Below are 17,086 nucleotides of genomic sequence, written 5' to 3'. Positions count from 1 at the left end.
ACCCCACCCGATAGGCGCCCCGTCAACCCTTCACCGCACCGGTCAACATGCCCTTCTTGAAATGCCGCTGCACAAACGGCGACAACACCGCCACCGGCAACAACGCCATCACCATGACCGCCATCTGAATGGCGAGCCCCGACAGCTGCCCGGTCCGGATCGCCTGGCCCAGACCCACCGGCGCCTCCTGCCGCTGCACCAGCTGGATCATGACGTTCTGGAGCGGCATCATGTCCTGCTGGTTCAGATACAGCGACGCGTTGAACCAGGCGCTCCAGTACCCGACGGCGTAGAACAGCGTGATCACCGCGAGAACCGCCCGCGACAGCGGCATGACGATCCGCAGCAGGATCCGGAAATCCCCTGCCCCGTCGATGCGCGCGCTGTCGATGAGTTCCTGCGAGATCCCCATGAAGAAGCCGCGCAGCACCAGGATGTTGAAGACGCTGATCGCACTCGGGAGGATCAGCGCGAGATAGCTGTCGGTCAGGCCGAGGGACTGCACCAGCAGATACGTGGGGATGAGGCCCGCGCTGAAGAACATGGTGGCCAGCAGCGTCATCAGGATCCAGCGGTGGCCGAGGGTCCCGCTGCGGGAGAGGCCGTAGGCGCACAGGACGGACACCGTCATCGAGAACAGCGTGCCGAACAGGGTGACGAAGATGCTGACCAGGGCGGCGCGGGTGACCTGGCCGCCGCCGAGCAGCTCCTGGTAGGCGATGAAGGTGATGCCCTTGGGAATCAGCACCAGGCCGCCGGCCTCGTTGATGGTCTTGCGGGAGGAGAGGCTGGTGACGACCACGATCCACAGCGGGAAGAGGATCGCCAGGCAGGCGAACGACAGGGCGATGCCCTTGGCCACGAGGCCGGCCTTGGACGGCTCCTCCTCCCAGGTGGGCCGGGGCGGGGCGGCCCAGCGGCGCGGTGCGCGGGCGGGTTTGTCGAGGACTGCGGTCATTTCTGGTACACCCCCTGCTCGCCCATGAGATGGGCCACCTTGTTCGCGGCGAGGACCAGACCGATGCTGACCACGCCCTTGACCAGGCCCGCGGCGGCCGCGTAGCCGAAGTCCTGGTTGCGGACGCCGTTCCACCACACGAAGGTGTCGAGGACTTCTCCGGCGCCCGGTCCGACGCCGTCGCGTTGCAGCAGGATCTGCTCGAAGCCGACGGTCAGGGCGTCGCCGACGCGCAGCACCAGCAGCAGGGCGATGACCGGCCGCAGGGCGGGCAGCGTGATGTGCCACATGCGGCGCCAGCGTCCGGCGCCGTCCATCGCGGCGGCCTCGTACAGGTCCGGGCTGACCGAGGCGAGCGCGGCGAGGAAGACGATGATCCCCCAGCCGGCGTCCTTCCACACGCTCTGCGCGGTGAGCAGGAAGGGGAAGGTGTCCGGGTTGGTCATGATGTTCAGGCCGTCGTGGCCGTTCTGCCGCAGCAGTTGGGAGAGCATCCCCGCGCCGCCGAACATCTGCTGGAAGACGGCGATGACCAGCACCCAGGAGAAGAAGTGCGGCAGGTACAGGACGGCCTGCGCGAAGGCCCGCACCCGGGGCCCGACCACGCTGTTGATGAGCAGCGCGAGCAGGATCGGGATCGGGAAGAACAGCAGGAGCTGCACGAAGAACAGCACCAGCGTGTTCTCGACGGCGTTCCAGAAGGCGGAGTCCTCGAACATCCGCTGGAAGTTCTCCATGCCCACAAAGGGGCTGTGCAGGATGGAGACGATGCCGTTGTCGCTGATGTAGGGGTCGTAGTCCTGGAAGGCAACGATGTTGCCGAGGATGGGCAGGTAGCTGAAGACCAGGAGGAGCACGACGGCCGGCAGCGTCATGAGGATCAGGACGCGGTCGCGCCGGAACCTGTGCCGCAGGCTCAGTCTGCCCGTGACTCGTTTCTCCCGGGGGCCGGCGGCGTCGCCGGACGCCGCCGCGGTCTTCACCGGTGTACTGGCCTCGGCGCTGCTCCGAGGCACCGTGCTGTGCGACACGGTCGGTCTCCTTGCCTCAGAGTGGGGTCAGCCCGCCGCGGAACCGTTCTCGTCGAGCAGCTTCTTGTACCAGTCGCGCAGCTTGTCGCCGCCCTTGCTCTTCCAGTCGGAGATGGCCTGCTGCATGTCGCTGATCTTCTTGTGCCCGCGGATGATGTCGTCCTCGAGCTGCTCGAAGTCGGTGGCGAGGTTGGTGTAGCGGGAGGGCTCGGTGATCTGCAGGCCCCAGAACGAGGACTTCTTGGTGAAGGCGCCCATCCGCTGCTGCCACTCGACCATGGCCTTGGTGTAGTCGGGGAGGTCGGGGTGGGCGATGGTCGCCGCGGGGCTCGCGACCATGACGTAGGCGTTGACGACCTCGTTGTTGCCCTTGTCGGTCTTGACCGGCACGCCGTCCTTGAGCGTGTAGTGGGTGCCCTCGACGCCGTAGTTGGTCATCATCCACTCCTTGGTGCCGTACGGCGCCGCGGTGACGTTGGCGACCGCCAGCGCGTCGCGGATGACGGATTCGGAGGCCTTCTTGTTGACGAAGGCGAAGATGTTGGCAGGGTTCGTGGCGTACAGCGTCGGGTTCCCGCCGTCGTGCCCCCAGACGTCCATGCCCCAGACCTTGACGTCGGGGTTCTGGGCCATCAACGAGGCCTGCTGCCCGTACCAGTTGGAGATGTCGTTGTTCCAGATCAGGAACTCGCCGGCGGCGAACATGGGGGCCGGGTCGCCGATCTGGCCCTTGCCCAGGTAGAAGTTGGGGTGGACGACCTTGGCGGCGAACAGCTTCCGCGTCCACTCGATGGCTTCCAGGTACTGCGGGGTCTCGATGCGGTTGATCAGCTTGCCGTCGACGAGGTTCCACCACAGCGGCTTCTCACCGCCGCCGAGCACCCCGAAGTTGCCGAACGCGGTCCACTTCATGTCGCCGCAGGCCCACCGCTTGGCCCGGGCGTTGGTGATGTCCTTGCACAGGGCCAGGAAGTCGTCGGCGGACCGCGGGATTTCGTAGCCCTCCTTGTCGAAGATGTCCTGGCGGTACAGCGGCACGATGTTGCCGACGTATCCGGCGGGCATCGGCAGGCCCATCAACTTGCCGCCGAAGATGGAGCGTTGCCAGGCGTCGCTGGGGATCGCCGCGAGGTTGGGGTACTCCTTGATCTTGCCGCCGGACAGGTACGGGCCGAGGTCGGCGAACTTGCTGATGATGGCGCTCGGTATCTTGCCCATCATGTTCCAGCCGGGGACGACCACCATGTCCGGGACGTCGCTGGAGGCGAGGACCGCGCCGAGTTTCTGGTCGTAGGTGTTGCCGTCCTGGTTGCGCCACTGGACGTCGACGCCGATCAGGTCGTTCATCGACGTGTAGTAGGGGTTGTTGTCCTTGGGCGGCGAGCCCCAGAACGGCGACATGACGGTGACCTTGCCGCCCTTGCCGAGCTTCTCGGGGACCGAGGTCTTGAGGCCGGCGACGTCGAGCTTGGACGTGAAGCCCATCGCCGAGCCGTTCTTGGCCGGGATGTCCGGCTGCACCACGTTGCTGGCCACGTACGCCGGGAGGATCTTCTTGGCGTTCTTGCCCGAGGTGGTGCCCTCGCGTGAGCCACCCTCCGAACCGCCGCAGGCGGCGAGCAGGGGCATCCCCCCGGCCACCGCTGCGGTGGCGACCGCCGTGGAGGCGAGGAAGCTTCTCCGGCTGGTTCCCGAGGAGGCGGAAGCGGCGTTCGGCGTCATTGCGTCAACCCTTCGTGGCGCACCAGGACACCCGGCGGGGGGCCGTCGGCTGCGGTGTCTTCGGTGGAACTGGCTGAGCCGAAGCGTTCCTTCGACGGTTACGGTCGCTGCATAGTCGAAGCGCTTCGATGTTGCTGTGAGGTTAAGTGAAGCCCTGGGGGCGCACAAGGGTCGGTTCCAAGATTCCTGAGAGGTCGCGGAACAGACCTTTTCTTATGCACGCCTTGAAGTAGCGCTGCCGCTCCCTTGACACCCGCCCCTGGGTCGAATGAGCATCGAAGCGCTTCGAAAGAGCTTCGATGCTCCACTCCAAGGGGAACCCCACGTGACCGCACAGACGCCGCCCACGCCGCCTTTCCGAGATCCGCAGCTGCCGATCGCGAAGCGCATCGACGATCTGCTGTCCCGGCTCACCCTGGACGAGAAGACCGCGTTCCTGCACCAGTTCACGCCCGCCGTGGAGCGCCTCGGCATCGCCGCGTTCCGCACCGGCCAGGAGGCGCTGCACGGCGTGGCCTGGATGGGCCCGGCGACGGTGTTCCCGCAGGCGGTCGGGCTCGGCGCGACCTGGAACACCGATCTCGTACGACAGGTCGGCGACGCGGTGTCGAAGGAGGTCCGCGCGATGCGGGCGCGCGACGACCGGGTGGGCCTGAACGTCTGGTCCCCGACCGTCAATCTGCTGCGTCACCCCCTGTGGGGCCGCAACGAGGAGGGCTACTCGGAGGACCCGAAGCTGACCTCCGCGATCGCCACCGCGTACACCCGCGGCCTGCGCGGCGACCACCCCGCGTACTGGCGCACCGCCCCCGTCCTCAAGCACTGGCTGGCCCACAACAACGAGACGGACCGATCCACTTCGTCGAGCTCGGTGCGCCCGCGCGTGCTGCACGAGTACGATCTGCGCGCCTTCCGGGAGACGGTCGAGGCGGGCGCGGTGGCCGGGGTGATGCCCGCGTACAACCTGGTCAACGGCCGCCCCAACCACGTCGGTCCGCACCTCCGCGAGCATCTGCGGACCTGGACGAACGAGGACCTGCTGGTCTGCTCGGACGCGGCAGCGCCCTCCAACCTGGTCGATCCCGAGCACTACTTCGACACCCACGAGGAGGCCACGGCCGCCGCGCTGCTGGCCGGCGTCGACAGCTTCACCGACCACGGCACGGACAGCTCGCAGATCATCGCGCGGGTCAAGGGGGCTTACCAACAGGGCCTGTTGAGCGAGGCCGACATCGACACGGCGGTCCGCCGCCAGCTCTCGGTCCGCTTCCGGCTCGGCGAGTTCGACGGCTACGACGAGCCGGGCGCCTTCGACACCCCCGAACACCGCGCCCTCGCCCAGGAGGCGGCCGAGCAGGCGATCGTTCTCCTGCGCAACGACGGGGTGCTGCCGCTCGCGCCCGACACCCGCCTCGCCGTGGTCGGGCTGCTCGCCGACGAGTGCAAACTCGACTGGTACAGCGGCACGTTGATCCACCGCTCCACCCCGCTGGAGGGCCTGTACGAGCGGTTCGGCGCCGAGCGCGTGGAGTTCGCGGAGGGCGTGGACCGCGTCCTGCTCAGAACGTCGACCGGCGCCTATGTCCACGTCCCGGCCGCGGACGCCGACGACCAGGTGCGCGGCGCCGAGGGCGCCCTCGACCCGGCGCTGCTCGCGGGCCGCACCGACTTGGCACCGCTGACCACGGACGCGACCGGCACCGAACTCGCCCTCGTCGACTGGGGCGAGGACCTGCTGACCCTGCGCGCCCCCGACGGCCGCTATCTCTCGGTCGCCGAAGACGGCTACGTCCGTGCCGCCGCCGACCAGCCCGGAGGCTGGATCGTCCAGGAGACGTTCCGGCTCGAACCCCACGAGAACGGACACCTCCTCCGGCACGTCGGCACGGGTCGCCACGTCTCTGTCGCCGCCGACGGAGTAAAGGTTGCCGATGAGAACGCGGAAATCTCCGAACCGCCGGAGATCTTCGAGCTGATCGTCGTCGAGCGGGGCGCGGACGCGGTGGCCCGGGTCGCCGCCGAGGCCGACGTGGTCCTCGTGGTCGCGGGCAACGACCCGCACCTCAACGGCCGTGAGACCGAGGACCGTACGACCCTCGCGCTCCCCACCCACCAGGAGCGGCTGCTGCGCGCCGCCCGCGCCGCCAACCCGAACACGGTGCTGGCCCTGGTCTCCGCCTACCCGTACGCCGTCGACAGCGCTCCGCTGCGCGCCGCGCTCTGGACGGCCCACGCCGGCCAGGCCGCGGGCACCGCCCTGGCCCGGGTCCTCGCCGGCGACGTGTCCCCCGCGGGCCGCCTCCCGCAGACCTGGTACGAGGACGACGCCGACCTGCCGGACCTGCTCGACTACGACGTGATCGGCAGCCGGCAGACGTACCAGTACTTCGAGGGCACGCCTTTGTTCCCGTTCGGCCACGGGCTGTCGTACGCGTCGTTCGCGTACACGGATCTGAACTCCCGTGTCGGGGAAGCGGCGTTGCACGTGTCCTTCACGGTCACGAACTCCGGTGAGGTGACCGCCGACGAGGTCGCCCAGCTCTACACCCGGGCCGTGGACCCGTCCGTGCCGCGCCCGCGTCGCGCGCTGGCCGCGCACCGCCGGGTGACGCTGGCGCCGGGCGAGAAGGTGACCCTGGACTTCGAAGTCCCTCTGTCGGAGCTGGAGTTCTGGGACGTGGCCCAGGGCCGTGCCCGTCTCGAACCCGGGCCGTACGAGCTGCTGGTGGGCGCGTCGAGCGAGGACGTCCGGCTGCGGACGACGGTCGTCCTGGAGGGCGAGCCGGGTGGTCCGCGTCCGGTGACCGAACGCGGCCTGGACGGGGCGGACTTCGACGAGCAGAGCGGCGCCGAGATCGTCGACCGTACGAAGACGGTGGGCGACGCGGTGACACCGGCGCCGGGCCGGACGGCCGAACTGCTCTACCGCGCCTGCGACTTCGGGCCGGGCGTCACGGAGGTGACGGTGAGCGTGGCGGGCGAGGGCACGGTGGAGGTGTCGCTGGACGGCGGCGCGACCTCGGTCGCGCTCTCACCGAAGGCGCCCACGTCAGGACCGTACGACTACGTGACGCTCGCGGCGGAGCTGCCCGCCTCCGGTGTGCACGACGTCCACCTCAGGCTGCGCGGCCCTTTGCGGCTCGCGCGGGTCGGCTTCTCCGGTTGAGGGTCCGGAGAAGCCCGGCACCAAGAAGGGGCCCGGCACCGGAAGGCAGCGGTGCCGGGCCCCTTTCCCGGAGCCTATATGAAAATGGTTCCCATTAGCTAGAGGGGGTCCTCAGAGCGCGAGACCGGTGAGGACCAGCACCCGCTCGTAGGTGTAGTCGTCCATCGCGAACTTCACGCCCTCGCGGCCCACACCGGACTGCTTGGCGCCGCCGTACGGCATCTGGTCGGCGCGGTAGGAGGGCACGTCGCCGATGACGACGCCGCCGACCTCGAGGGCGCGGTGGGCGCGGAAGGCGGCCTGGAGGTCGTGGGTGAACACGCCCGCCTGGAGGCCGTACTTGGAGTCGTTCACGGCGGCGAAGGCCGCCGCCTCCCCGTCCGCCTTCTGCACGGTGAGGACGGGTCCGAAGACCTCCTCGCAGGAGATCGTCGTGTCGGCCGGTACGTCGGTGAGGACGGTCGGCGCGTAGGAGGCGCCGTCGCGGTCGCCGCCGGTGAGCAGGGTGGCACCGGCCTCGACGGCCTCCTTCACCCACGCCTCGACGCGCTTGGCCGCGTCCTCGCTGACCAGCGGGCCGACGTCGGTCTTGTCGTCGCTCGGGTCGCCGGTGACCTGGGCCTCGACGGCGGCGACGATGCGCGGCAGCAGCCGGTCGTACACGGACGCGTCGGCGATGACCCGCTGCACGGAGATGCAGGACTGGCCGCCCTGGTAGTTGGAGAAGGTGGCGATACGGGTGGCGGCCCAGTCGAGGTCCGCGTCGGAGGCGAAGTCACCGAGGACGACGGCCGCGCCGTTGCCGCCCAGCTCCAGGGTGCAGTGCTTGCGCGGCACCGAGTCCATGATCGCGTAGCCGACCTTCTCGGAGCCGGTGAACGAGATGACCGGCAGACGCTCGTCCTGGACGAGGGCGGGCATCCGGTCGTTCGGCACCGGGAGGATGCTCCAGGACCCGGCCGGCAGTTCGGTCTCGGCGAGCAGGTCGCCGATGATGAGGCCGGAGAGCGGGGTGGCCGGAGCGGGCTTGAGGATGATCGGCGCGCCGGCCGCGATCGCCGGGGCGATCTTGTGGGCGCACAGGTTCAGCGGGAAGTTGAAAGGCGCGATGCCGAGGACGACGCCCTTCGGGAAGCGCCGGGTGAGCGCGAGCCGGCCCTGGCCGCCGAGGTCGGTGTCGAGGCGCTGGGCCTCGCCGCCGTTGAAGCGCCGGGCCTCCTCGGCCGCGAACCGGAACACGGACACGGCCCGGCCGACCTCGCCGCGGGCCCACTTGATCGGCTTGCCGTTCTCCGCGGAGATGAGCCGCGCGATCTCCTCGGTGCGCTCGACGAGCCGCCGGCTGACGTGGTCGAGGGCGGCGGCGCGGACGTGCGCCGGGGTGGCGGCGAACTCGTCCCGTACGGCGTAGGCGGCGGCGACGGCCTCCTCGGTCTGCGCGTCGCTCGGCACGCTCACCGTGCCGACGACGCGGCCGTCCCAGGGCGAGGTGACGTCGAAGCTGTCCTCGCCGGTGACCTGGCGGCCGGCGAGCCAGAAGGCGGTGGTGGAAGTCATGTGCGAGTCCGGCCCTTCGCTGTCGGGGGTGTGTACGCGGCTTGCGCCTCCACCGTAGGGGCGAGGAGTCGACGGGGCGTTTGTCCGGGGTGGAGTGGTGGGGGGTGGGGGTGTGCCGGTTTGGACAGAGCCCTGCCCGCCCATCGACAGGCGATGGGCGGGCAGGGGAACGTGGCGGTGGGATCAGGCTCGCTTGAGGTGGACGGCGACCGTCTCGCTGACGCTCACCGGCTGGTCGTAGTCCGGGTCCGTCGCCGTTGCCCGGCCCTCGACCTCGACGTCACCGCGCTGGAAGGGAACGTCACCGGTGGGTACGGCCGTCGCGGTCCAGGCCGCCGCGGTGCCCGGCGTGCAGGAGACGGAGGTGCTGAAGGAGCCGCGGATGATCTTCCGGTTCTTCACCTGGGTGACGTCACCCGCCACGTCCACCCGCACCGGCTTGTTGCAGCTCACCGTCCCGTGCACGGTGGCCTTGCCGTTCAGCGTGCTCGCGGTGCCGTCCAGGGCCACGGCGAGGCCGAGGTCGAGCTCCGCGGGCGGGGCCGGGTTGTCGATGTGGACCTCGCCGCGGGCCGCGGGGGTGAATCCCTCACAGTGCTGGACGAAGCTGGCGTCGAGCTTCTTGACGTAACCCTGCGGGCCGAGCTCCACGTCCGTGATGGTGAACTCGCCGGTGAGCGTGTTGCAGCCGCGCCCGTTCCCGTCGAGGCTCAGGCCGGGCTCGGCCGGCCCGTTGAACGGGTAGCGGGTGGCTCCGGTGTAGGTCCCCGGCGCGAGGGTCTGGCCGGACGGCGCCGTGAGGTCCAGGGACCACCAGTCGCCGTGCGCGCCGTCGACGCTGAGGTGGACGCCGTTCCCGGCGGTGTCGGCGGAGATGTTCAGCCGGTCCTGGGACGCGGTCGAGTACGCGTAGGACTGGCCGCCGCTGATGTAGTCGCCCTCGTCGCCGCTGAAGGCGAACGTCCCGTCGGTGACGGGCAGGGCGTGCGCCTCGGTGCCGGACAGCAGACCGGTCGTACCGGCGGCCATGCTCACGGTCAGTGCGAGGACGGCCGCGGCTCGGGCCAGGACGCGTGCGGGCGCGCTGATTCTCATGGATATCCCCCTGCTGATGAAGGTGCCCCGTCGCCGGTGGGAGCGCTCTCCCCGGACCGGCGCGGTGAGTCTGCCAATGAGTGGGGGTCACGACAACCGTGTTTCAGGAGACGACAGTTGTGGTTTCGGCCAACCCTTGGGACCGCCGCGCCCCGAACTCCTGGGCCGCCTACTCCGACGCCGTCGCCTTCAGCGCCAGCCACAGCTCCATCCGTACGTCCGGATCGTCCAGGGAGCGGCCGAGGATCTCCTCCACCCGCCGCATCCGGTACCGCAGGGTGTGCCGGTGGACGCCCAGGTCCGCGGCGGCCGCGTCCCACTGGCCGTGCCGGGACAGCCAGGCCCGCAGGGAGGCGACCAGGTCACCGCGGCCGGTCGCGTCGTGCTCGTGCAGCGCCCGCAGCAGGCCGTCCGCGAACGCCTTCACCGCGTCGTCGGCGAGCAGCGGCAGCACCGACCCCGCCGCCAGCTGCTCGTGCTCCACGTACACCCGGCCCCGCCGCCGGGCCACGGACAGCGCCTGCTCGGCCTGCTTGTACGCGGCTCCCGCGGCCACCGGCCCGACCGGCGCCGACACCCCGACGACGAGTTCCTCGCCCTCGCCCTGGTCGCCCGCCCGAGCGGCCTCGACGGCGGCTCCGTACTCCCCGCACGCCTCGGCGGCCGCTCCCCCGTCCGCGGCCAGCACCACCAGCCGCTCGCCCTCGGGCACGACCAGCACGGCCTCGCCGGCCCGCGCGGCGGCCGACTCCACGGCCTCGGTGAGCGCCCCCAGCGGATCGCTGTCGGCGCCGCCCGCCTCGGACCCCCGCAGCGCCGACCCCGCCTCGGCGATCACCACCCGGAACGGCGCGTCCAGCAGCGCCCCGTACAGATCCCCGGCCACGGCCCGGGCGTGGTCCGGCTCCCCCGCCAGCAGCATGCGCAGCACCGCCGTCCCGATCCGCTGCTCAGCGGCGTGCAGCGACCGTGACCGCTCCGTCGTGAGCGTCAGCAGGGCGATCGCGGAGTGGACGGCGTACCGCTCGGCCGTGCCGAGGGCCGAGGCGGTGCCGACCGCGAGCGCGGCCCGGGGCCGCCGGCCCGTGCCCAGGGAGTGCAGTTCGACGCGGTCCTCGTCCGCCGGGCCCGCGACCACCGACGACGCCGGTGCGGGCCGTTCGCGCAGCCGCTCCACGTCCGCGGTCAGCCGCGCGGCCCGCCGTCCGGCCCACTCGGGCGCGGTGGCGACGACGGCGCCCGAGGCGTCGTACAGCGCCGTCCACCCGTCGACCTGCGCGGCGAGCGCGGCGAGCAGCCCCTCGGGGCCCTCCACGAGCGCCTGCTTGGTCAGCTCGCGCTGGGCGGCGAACCCGGCCGTCACCGCGCGGTACTGGTCGGCGGCGATGGCGGCGGAGACGGCCTTGCTGATGGCGAGGAACGGAGTGCGCCGGGGGACCTCCAGCAGGGGCAGCCTCTCCGCCTCCGCCGCGTCCACCAGCGCCTCGGGGATGTCCTCGTAGTTGACGCCGACCGCGAAGCCGAGCCCGACGACCCCGGCGCCGACCAGGCGCTTCACATACCGCCGCATCGCCTCCGGGTCCTCGGCGTCCAGCTTGAGCGCGGTGATCAGCAGCAGCTCCCCGCCCTCCATGTACGGCACGGGGTCGGCGAGCTCGCTGACGTGCGCCCAGCGGACGGGGACGTCGAGGCGGTCCTCGCCCGCGCGCACGGTCAGCTTGAGCGCGGAGTGGTGGACGAGCGAGGCGAGGGTGGGAGGCATGAGGCCTTCAGATCAGTGAGGTGCGGCCGATGTGATCATTTGGCCGCGATGTATGAACGGCCTGTGCCGATTCTGCCTCACCGTACGGTCGGACTCAGCCCCTCAGGTCCACCAGGAGGGGCGGCGCGTGCTCCCCCTTGACGGTGGTCAGCGACAGCACCGCGTGCCCCGGCGGCACCGAGTGCGCCAGTTCGGACGCCGACCAGCGCTCCCGCTCCACCTGGCGGACGGTGACCGCCTCCGTGGTCACGGCCTTGCCGGTGACCAGCTTGCGCAGGGAGTGCATGAGCCGGGTCATCGGCTGGTCGGCGAAGACGGTGTGCTGGGCTACGTCCTTGGTCTCCACCCACTCCGTGCCCCAGGCCTCGGCGAAGCGGCTGCCGTCCCAGGTCGTCACCCCGGACAGCGCCATCCGGCAGCCGACCGCCCCGTACAGCGGCCCGTGCAGGGCCTCGGGGACGTCGGAGACCGAGCGCAGCGCCAGCACCACGCCGGCGTTCCGCGCGCGCAGCCGCTGGATCCGGCGCAGCGACCCGGGGGTGACGGTGCCGGTGGCGTCGTCGAGGACGAGGCTCACGAAGTGGTCGCGGACCCCCTCCCCCTCCTGCGCGACCCGCGCGAACTGGGCCAGCACCAGCCGGGCGAGCAGCCGCGCCGCCTCCTCGTGGCCGTGCCGGGGCAGGTCGATGCGGACCCGGAGCGGGTGGTGGGCGATGGCCCCCAGGGAGAACGGGCGGAGGGTGTCGCCGCCGAAGACGTCGGAGCCGGAGCCGAAGAAGCCGTCGAACGCGGGCCGGTCCAGCAGGGCGAGCCGGTCGGCGAGCGCCGGACCGGGGTCGCCGGGGGCGCCGGTCTGCCGGACACGGGCGTCCAGCTCACGGCGCATCGCCGCGTGCCGGTCGTCGGCGAGCCGCGCGCGGAGGTCGGCGAGGGCGGCGGGGTCCCCTTCGAGCAGTTCGCGCAGGACGGGCAGGGTCGGGAAGCGCCCGTACGCGGCCCGGTAGGGGCCCAGCAGCTGGGCGAGGGGCCGTGCGGCACGCTCGGCGCCCACGGTGTCGAGGTCGCCGGCCAGCGCCTCGGCGAGGAACCCGGCCGCCTCGTCGGGGTCGTCGACCTCGGCGTAGGGGTCGAGGTCGTGCACGGAGGCGGGGTCGCCGACGCGGACGACCACGTCGTAGGCGGAGTCGGGGCCGAGCGGCGTTCCCGCGCCGCACACCACGACGACCGCGCAGCTCCCGGTGAGGGCTTGGAGCGTCAGGGACTCCGCGACCGGGGCGATCACCTGCCGGGTCTTGCCGGCGCCGGACGGGCCGACGACCAGCAGCGAGGTGCGCAGGGTCTCCGGTCCGAGGGCGGCGCCGACCCCGCCGTACGCCAGCGGGGTGCGCTCGGCCTCGGCCCAGCGGCCGATGCGGACCTGGCCGGTGAGCAGGTCGTGCCGGGCGGCGCGGTGGGCGAGGTCGCGGGCGCCGGAGGGGTGGGTGAAGGCGGCGGCGCCCTGCCGCAGCACCGTGTCCGTGAAGTCGGCGAGCCGGCCCAGCCGTCGGGCGCGGTGCCAGCCGTGCTCGATGCGGGCGCAGTCCACGTCGTTCATCCGCCCGGCGAGCAGCTCACCGGCGAGCAGGTCGGCGGCCTGGTACTGGCCGGCCTCGCGCAGCTCGGGCCAGCGGGCGCGGGGCTGCTCGGCGACGACGGCCGGGTCCTGGCCGTGCGCGGTGTGGCGGCGGTCGGCGAGCCAGGTGCGGACCAGCGGCAGCCAGCCGCCGAGGCGGGCGAAGGGCAGCAGGACGAGGACGACGACGGCGGTGTCGAGCAGCTGCTTCGAGGGCGAGCCGTACACCCCGTACCCGTCGGTGATCAGCACGAGCAGGGAGAACAGCGGGGTGACGACGGGCACCGGGTCCCAGCCGACGACGGGAAAGGCGTCCGGGAAGACGAAGCTGAGCGCGATCAGGGCGCACAGGGCGGCGATGAGGGCCCGCGCGGGCTGTGCCTTGCGGCCGACGAAGTGCCGGGCGACGACGGCCCAGCCGCCGAGCCGGATCACCAGGTACACGAGCACGGCGAAGGAGAGGCCGCTGTAGACCTCCAGCGCCTCCACGCCGGGGTACGGGACCGGCTGCCCCGTCAGCTCCTTGGGCGAGGCCAGTGTCCCGCCCCACCACCAGTCGTCCGGCGTGAACAGCCGCAGCACCGTGAACTCGTACGGCACCTCACCGCGTCGCCAGAAGGACCAGAACACGATGCCGACGACGAGCGGGATCAGCATGCCCGCGACGGTCACCGGGGAGAGCCGCTCGGCCTTGCGGGCCGCCTTCGGCCGCTGATAGCCGAACCGCCAGATGCCGGGCTCGGCCTCGGGGCGCTTCTCGTTGAGCCAGCCGGCCACCAGCGCGCCCGGGCTCTGCCCCGGCTGCGGCGGCACCCTCGGCACGTCCGGTGGTCCCGCCGGACGAGGCACCGGGTTCGCATGCGTACCCCGAGCGTCCTGCGTCCCGTCGCTGTCCATCGCCCCTGCTCCCTGACCAGCCGTTCCGTCCACCGTCAGCGGTCAATCTAACGCCCCCGCAAGGGGAGTTCACCGCTTACGCGGCCGAGGTCCACGCAGCGGACGGACGCCCGCGCCGGCCCACCGGTCGGCACCGCTATGTCCACCACGGACAAACCCGCCCCCCTGACACCGCCCACATGGAGCATGCCCACCCTCCGCTTGCCGCCCTAGCCTGCGAGAAAAGAGACATGCGTCCGCAAGACGTTCGGTAAGACGCCGTACGCCACACCCCCAGGAGCCCCTCATGAGCGCACTTCCGCAGGAGCGCCGGATCGTCACCGCCATCCCCGGCCCGAAGTCGCAGGAGCTGCAGGCCCGCCGCCTCGAAGCGGTCGCGCAGGGCGTCGGCTCGGTGCTGCCCGTGTTCACCGCGCGGGCGGGCGGCGGCATCATCGAGGACGTCGACGGCAACCGGCTCATCGACTTCGGTTCCGGTATCGCGGTGACGTCCGTCGGCGCCTCCGCCGAGGCCGTCGTACGCCGTGCGAGCGCCCAGCTCGCCGACTTCACCCACACCTGTTTCATGGTCACCCCGTACGAGGGCTACGTGGAGGTCGCGGAGGCGCTGGCCGAGCTGACCCCCGGTGACCACGCCAAGAAGTCCGCGCTGTTCAACTCCGGCGCCGAGGCCGTCGAGAACGCCGTCAAGATCGCGCGTTCGTACACCAAGCGCCAGGCCGTCGTCGTCTTCGACCACGGCTACCACGGCCGTACGAACCTCACCATGGCGCTGACCGCGAAGAACATGCCGTACAAGCACGGCTTCGGGCCCTTCGCTCCCGAGGTGTACCGCGTGCCGGTCGCCTACGGCTACCGCTGGCCGACCGGTGCCGAGAACGCCGGCCCCGAGGCCGCCGCGCAGGCCATCGACCAGATCACCAAGCAGGTCGGCCCGGACAACGTCGCCGCGATCATCATCGAGCCGGTGCTCGGTGAGGGCGGCTTCATCGAGCCCGCCAAGGGCTTCCTGCCGGCGATCCGCCAGTTCGCCGCCGACAACGGCATCGTCTTCGTCGCGGATGAGATCCAGAGCGGGTTCTGCCGTACCGGGCAGTGGTTCGCCTGCGAGGACGAGGGCATCGTCCCGGACCTGATCACCACCGCCAAGGGCATCGCGGGCGGTCTGCCGCTCGCCGCCGTCACCGGCCGCGCCGAGATCATGGACGCCGCGCACGCCGGTGGCCTGGGCGGCACGTACGGCGGCAACCCGGTCGCCTGCGCCGGTGCGCTCGGCTCCATCGAGACGATGAAGGAGCTGGACCTCAACGCCAAGGCCAAGAACATCGAGGCGATCATGAAGGCCCGCCTCGGGGCCATGGCCGAGAAGTTCGACCTCATCGGCGACGTCCGCGGCCGGGGCGCGATGATCGCCATCGAGCTGGTGAAGGACCGCGCCACCAAGGAGCCGAACCCGGAGGCCACCGCCGCGCTCGCCAAGGCCTGCCACCAGGAGGGCCTGCTGGTCCTCACCTGTGGCACCTACGGCAACGTGCTCCGCTTCCTGCCCCCGCTCGTGATCGGCGAGGACCTCCTCAACGAGGGCCTCGACATCATTGAGCAGGCCTTCGCCCGTATCTGAGCGAACCACTCCGTTCACAGCCGCCCCGGGTGTGAACGCACAGCGGATTCCGGGTCTGGGGCGGCCGACTGCAGAGGGTGTGAAGAAGGTGTGCGAGGTGCATGGCAGGACCCGATTCCGGCTGTCGTACCCCCACTCGCTGCCGTAGGTTCTACCCAGATGAGAGATACACCCCGCCCACAGGGGACTGTGGGCGACATCAGGCCGGGGCCTCCCCAGCTTCGACCTGGTCGTGCCCTCGCGCACACAACCGGAGCCTCCGGCTTCGGATCTCCTCACCGATCGGACGGTCACGCGCCCCAAACCCCCCGGGGCGCGCGACGATCCGGTCCGTTCGGCCGCCCCGGAACCACCCCCCCTGTTCCGGGGCGGCCGACCTCCTTCTTTCTCCTCCTTCTCGGGCTTCCGGCCCTCCTCTTCGCGCTGATCACCTGGCAGGTCATGGCCGACGGCCCCCTGCTCCGCCTCGACGAGCGCGTCAGCCGCGCCCTCCGCCACCCGGACCGCGCCTCCGAACTCCTCGCCGACCTGGGCGACATCCAGGTGGCGGTGCCGATCCTCGCCGTCGTCCTGGGCTACGTGGCGCTGCGCGCCCGGCGCACCGGTACAGACCGCTGGTGGCTGCCGGCCACCGCCGCGGCCGTGCTGATGGCCCTGGTCCCGGCGCTGATCGTCCCGCTCAAGGAACTGACCGCCCGCCACGGCACCCCTGTCATGCCGCCCGGCCCCGGCTACTTTCCCTCGGGCCACACCGCCACCGCCGCCGTCGCGTACGGCTCCGCGACGCTGCTGCTCCTGCCGTGGCTGCGGACCGCGTGGGCCCGCCGTACCCTCGTCGCGCTGTGCGGCCTCGCCGTGCTCGGCGTCTCGTTCGGGCTGGTGCGGCGCGGTTATCACTGGCCGCTGGACGTCGTCGCCAGCTGGTTCCTGTGCGCGGTGCTGCTCGGCTCGCTGTGGCTCTTCCTCAACCGGCGGCCACGATCCAGCCCTTCCGCGGCACACTCCTGACCAGCCCGCGTTCCCTGAGCACCTGGTAGGCGCGCTCACCGACCCACACCGCGACGCCTTCCGACGCGGCGAACTTCCTGGGGCTCGGCAGCCGTTCGCCCGGGAGCATGCGGCCCGCAGTGATGTCGGCGCGGAGCCGGTCGGCCAGCCGGCTCCAGATCTCCTCGGGGCGGCCGTTGTACGTGTCGTTGTGGCGCGGCCGCTCGGATCGGATGGCGTCGCGCTCGGCCTCCGCCGCGTCGGCCGGGTACTCGATCCTGATGCCGATGACATCGGGACCCCACGGCTTGTCGCGCAGATGGGTGCGGACCCGGGTGAGCGGGCACGTCGAGATGCCGACGTACAGCAGGCCCTCGACGCCGTAGAGGCGGTACAGCGCCGTCCCGCGCCCCGCGTAGAGGCTGCCTTCCTCGTCGAACAGGCCGCGCAGGAACTGGCTGTCTATGTCGGTCATACGGCCCGGCTCCTTCGCGTCGTCAGGATTCCGGCCGTATCAAAGTAGTCGGCGTGCGACGGTCGTGTCAGACGGTCCGCGTCGGCCGCACGGGCGGCCGACGAGATGTCGGACGAAGGACGTGCGACGAGGCGTCACGGAGTCACGGTGCGCTGTCGGGAAGGGGGAGTGCGACAGCCGTGTGACGGTGCGCCCGTCGGACG

At 71.3% G+C, this 17,086-nt stretch carries 11 protein-coding genes; 3 read left to right on the top strand and 8 right to left on the bottom strand.

Annotated features, from left to right (window positions below):
* Positions 1-22: 22 nt before the first annotated feature.
* The 3 genes from CRP56_RS31020 to CRP56_RS31010 are packed head-to-tail and all read right to left on the bottom strand — an operon-like array spanning position 23 to position 3,711.
* Positions 23-958 (bottom strand): carbohydrate ABC transporter permease, encoded by a 936-nt coding sequence (locus CRP56_RS31020; RefSeq protein WP_097269543.1) that lies wholly within the window; start codon positions 956-958, stop codon positions 23-25.
* A complete protein-coding gene (locus tag CRP56_RS31015; protein WP_097269541.1) occupies positions 955-1,989 on the bottom strand; it encodes an ABC transporter permease in 1,035 nt (344 codons plus the stop codon). The genes CRP56_RS31020 and CRP56_RS31015 overlap by 4 nt, the downstream gene beginning before the upstream one ends.
* A gap of 27 nt (positions 1,990-2,016) precedes the next feature.
* Positions 2,017-3,711 (bottom strand): extracellular solute-binding protein, encoded by a 1,695-nt coding sequence (locus CRP56_RS31010; RefSeq protein WP_097269539.1) that lies wholly within the window; start codon positions 3,709-3,711, stop codon positions 2,017-2,019.
* Positions 3,712-4,036: 325 nt separating this feature from the next.
* Here CRP56_RS31010 and CRP56_RS31000 point away from each other — a divergent pair, with 325 nt between their 5' ends.
* Positions 4,037-6,877, top strand: a complete 2,841-nt coding sequence (locus tag CRP56_RS31000; RefSeq protein WP_097269537.1) for a glycoside hydrolase family 3 C-terminal domain-containing protein — start codon at positions 4,037-4,039, stop codon at positions 6,875-6,877.
* A 111-nt stretch (positions 6,878-6,988) separates the two neighbouring features.
* Here CRP56_RS31000 and CRP56_RS30995 read toward each other — a convergent pair whose 3' ends face one another.
* The 4 genes from CRP56_RS30995 to CRP56_RS30980 form a co-directional block, all read right to left on the bottom strand.
* The gene (locus CRP56_RS30995) at positions 6,989-8,434 is read right to left on the bottom strand and encodes an aldehyde dehydrogenase family protein (RefSeq protein WP_097269535.1); all 1,446 of its coding nucleotides are present in this window, start codon (positions 8,432-8,434) and stop codon (positions 6,989-6,991) included.
* Between the two features lie 183 nt (positions 8,435-8,617).
* A complete protein-coding gene (locus CRP56_RS30990) occupies positions 8,618-9,529 on the bottom strand; it encodes a hypothetical protein (protein WP_097269533.1) in 912 nt (303 codons plus the stop codon).
* A 169-nt stretch (positions 9,530-9,698) separates the two neighbouring features.
* Positions 9,699-11,291 carry a PucR family transcriptional regulator gene (locus CRP56_RS30985; protein WP_097269531.1) on the bottom strand — a complete coding sequence of 531 codons (1,593 nt, stop codon included), beginning with the start codon at positions 11,289-11,291 and terminating at the stop codon, positions 9,699-9,701.
* A 94-nt stretch (positions 11,292-11,385) separates the two neighbouring features.
* Positions 11,386-13,800 (bottom strand): ATP/GTP-binding protein, encoded by a 2,415-nt coding sequence (locus CRP56_RS30980; protein WP_097269529.1) that lies wholly within the window; start codon positions 13,798-13,800, stop codon positions 11,386-11,388.
* A 286-nt stretch (positions 13,801-14,086) separates the two neighbouring features.
* Between CRP56_RS30980 and gabT the strand changes: the two genes are divergently transcribed.
* Both gabT and CRP56_RS30970 read left to right on the top strand, forming a co-directional pair.
* Positions 14,087-15,421: a 4-aminobutyrate--2-oxoglutarate transaminase gene (gabT, locus tag CRP56_RS30975; protein WP_097269528.1), complete on the top strand. Its 1,335-nt coding sequence runs from the start codon at positions 14,087-14,089 to the stop codon at positions 15,419-15,421.
* A gap of 189 nt (positions 15,422-15,610) precedes the next feature.
* On the top strand, positions 15,611-16,429 hold the full coding sequence (locus tag CRP56_RS30970; protein WP_257042009.1) for a phosphatase PAP2 family protein: 819 nt from the start codon (positions 15,611-15,613) through the stop codon (positions 16,427-16,429).
* On the opposite strand, the gene CRP56_RS30965 is transcribed toward CRP56_RS30970, so the two are convergent.
* On the bottom strand, positions 16,386-16,883 hold the full coding sequence (locus CRP56_RS30965; RefSeq protein WP_097269525.1) for a GntR family transcriptional regulator: 498 nt from the start codon (positions 16,881-16,883) through the stop codon (positions 16,386-16,388). The two genes, CRP56_RS30970 and CRP56_RS30965, sit on opposite strands and share 44 nt — an antisense overlap.
* Positions 16,884-17,086 lie beyond the last annotated feature (203 nt).

This window comes from Streptomyces sp. TLI_55 (assembly GCF_900206255.1).
Classification (GTDB): Bacteria; Actinomycetota; Actinomycetes; order Streptomycetales; family Streptomycetaceae; genus Streptomyces; species Streptomyces aquilus.
The sequence above is the reverse complement of the archived record's forward strand: the minus strand, read 5'-3'. Positions and strand labels throughout refer to the sequence as shown.

Coding starts and splice junctions, on each gene's coding strand:
- CRP56_RS31020 (WP_097269543.1), bottom strand. CDS start 958: ATGACCGCAGTCCTCGACAAACCCGCCCGCGCACCGCGCCGCTGGGCC.
- CRP56_RS30990 (WP_097269533.1), bottom strand. CDS start 9,529: ATGAGAATCAGCGCGCCCGCACGCGTCCTGGCCCGAGCCGCGGCCGTC.
- CRP56_RS30985 (WP_097269531.1), bottom strand. CDS start 11,291: ATGCCTCCCACCCTCGCCTCGCTCGTCCACCACTCCGCGCTCAAGCTG.
- CRP56_RS31010 (WP_097269539.1), bottom strand. CDS start 3,711: ATGACGCCGAACGCCGCTTCCGCCTCCTCGGGAACCAGCCGGAGAAGC.
- gabT (WP_097269528.1), top strand. CDS start 14,087: ATGAGCGCACTTCCGCAGGAGCGCCGGATCGTCACCGCCATCCCCGGC.
- CRP56_RS30980 (WP_097269529.1), bottom strand. CDS start 13,800: ATGGACAGCGACGGGACGCAGGACGCTCGGGGTACGCATGCGAACCCG.
- CRP56_RS30995 (WP_097269535.1), bottom strand. CDS start 8,434: ATGACTTCCACCACCGCCTTCTGGCTCGCCGGCCGCCAGGTCACCGGC.
- CRP56_RS30965 (WP_097269525.1), bottom strand. CDS start 16,883: ATGACCGACATAGACAGCCAGTTCCTGCGCGGCCTGTTCGACGAGGAA.